This is a genomic window from Prevotella sp. HMSC073D09 (assembly GCF_001814145.1).
GTDB lineage: Bacteria > Bacteroidota > Bacteroidia > Bacteroidales > Bacteroidaceae > Prevotella > Prevotella conceptionensis.
This window is the reverse complement of sequence record NZ_KV815088.1, coordinates 34,996-35,739: the sequence shown is the minus strand read 5'-3', so window position 1 is coordinate 35,739 and position 744 is coordinate 34,996. Positions and strand designations below refer to the sequence as shown.

Below are 744 nucleotides of genomic sequence, written 5' to 3'. Positions count from 1 at the left end.
GGATAACTAGAAAGACTAGGATAACTAGGAAGGCCAGGATAACTAGGAAGGCCAGGATAACTAGGAAGACTAGGATAACTGGAACGGCTAGGATAACTAGAAAGACTGGGATAACTGGAAATACTAGGATAACTGGAAAGGCTAGGATAACTAGAAAGACTGGGATAACTAGAAAGACTAGGATAACTAGGAAGGCTAGGATAACTAGAAAGACTAGGATAACTAGGAAGGCTAGGATAACTAGAAAGACTGGGATAACTAGAAAGACTGGGATAACTAGGAAGGCTAGGATAACTAGGAAGGCTAGGTTAGCTAGAAAGGCTAGCTCGCCAACTCGCCAACTCACCAACTCACTAACTCACTAACTCAAAAGCTTAAATTGTTATCTTTTGTTTTACAATCTTACTCTATTTTTCACACCGTTCTAGCGAAAATATAGGCCATAAAACGGGTAAATAGCCCCAATTTCTAGCCTTTCACGCCTTTTGCTTTGTCTGTTTTCAAGAACAAAACCTGCATTTTGTACCATTTTGCCTTTCTAGTTTGGTTGACGGCTCGTATTTTTTCAGGCCCCAATACCCACTTTTAGACCCTAAAATCCTACTTTTTAACCACTATTTTGCCCTTTTCGGCTATGTGTTTCATGGTTCGGTAAGGTTTTGTTTATGCAATTGCCGTGGATGTTTATGCTTTTCGAATGGCGTTTAGCGGCATTTTACACTGCATTTAGCACCATTTTACCTT

The 744-nt window shown here is 40.1% G+C and carries 1 pseudogene; it reads left to right on the top strand.

Annotation, left to right across the window (positions count from 1 at the left end):
- Nucleotides 1-365, top strand: a pseudogene (locus HMPREF2955_RS16215) (hypothetical protein); the annotation flags it as partial.
- Nucleotides 366-744: the final 379 nt, after the last annotated feature.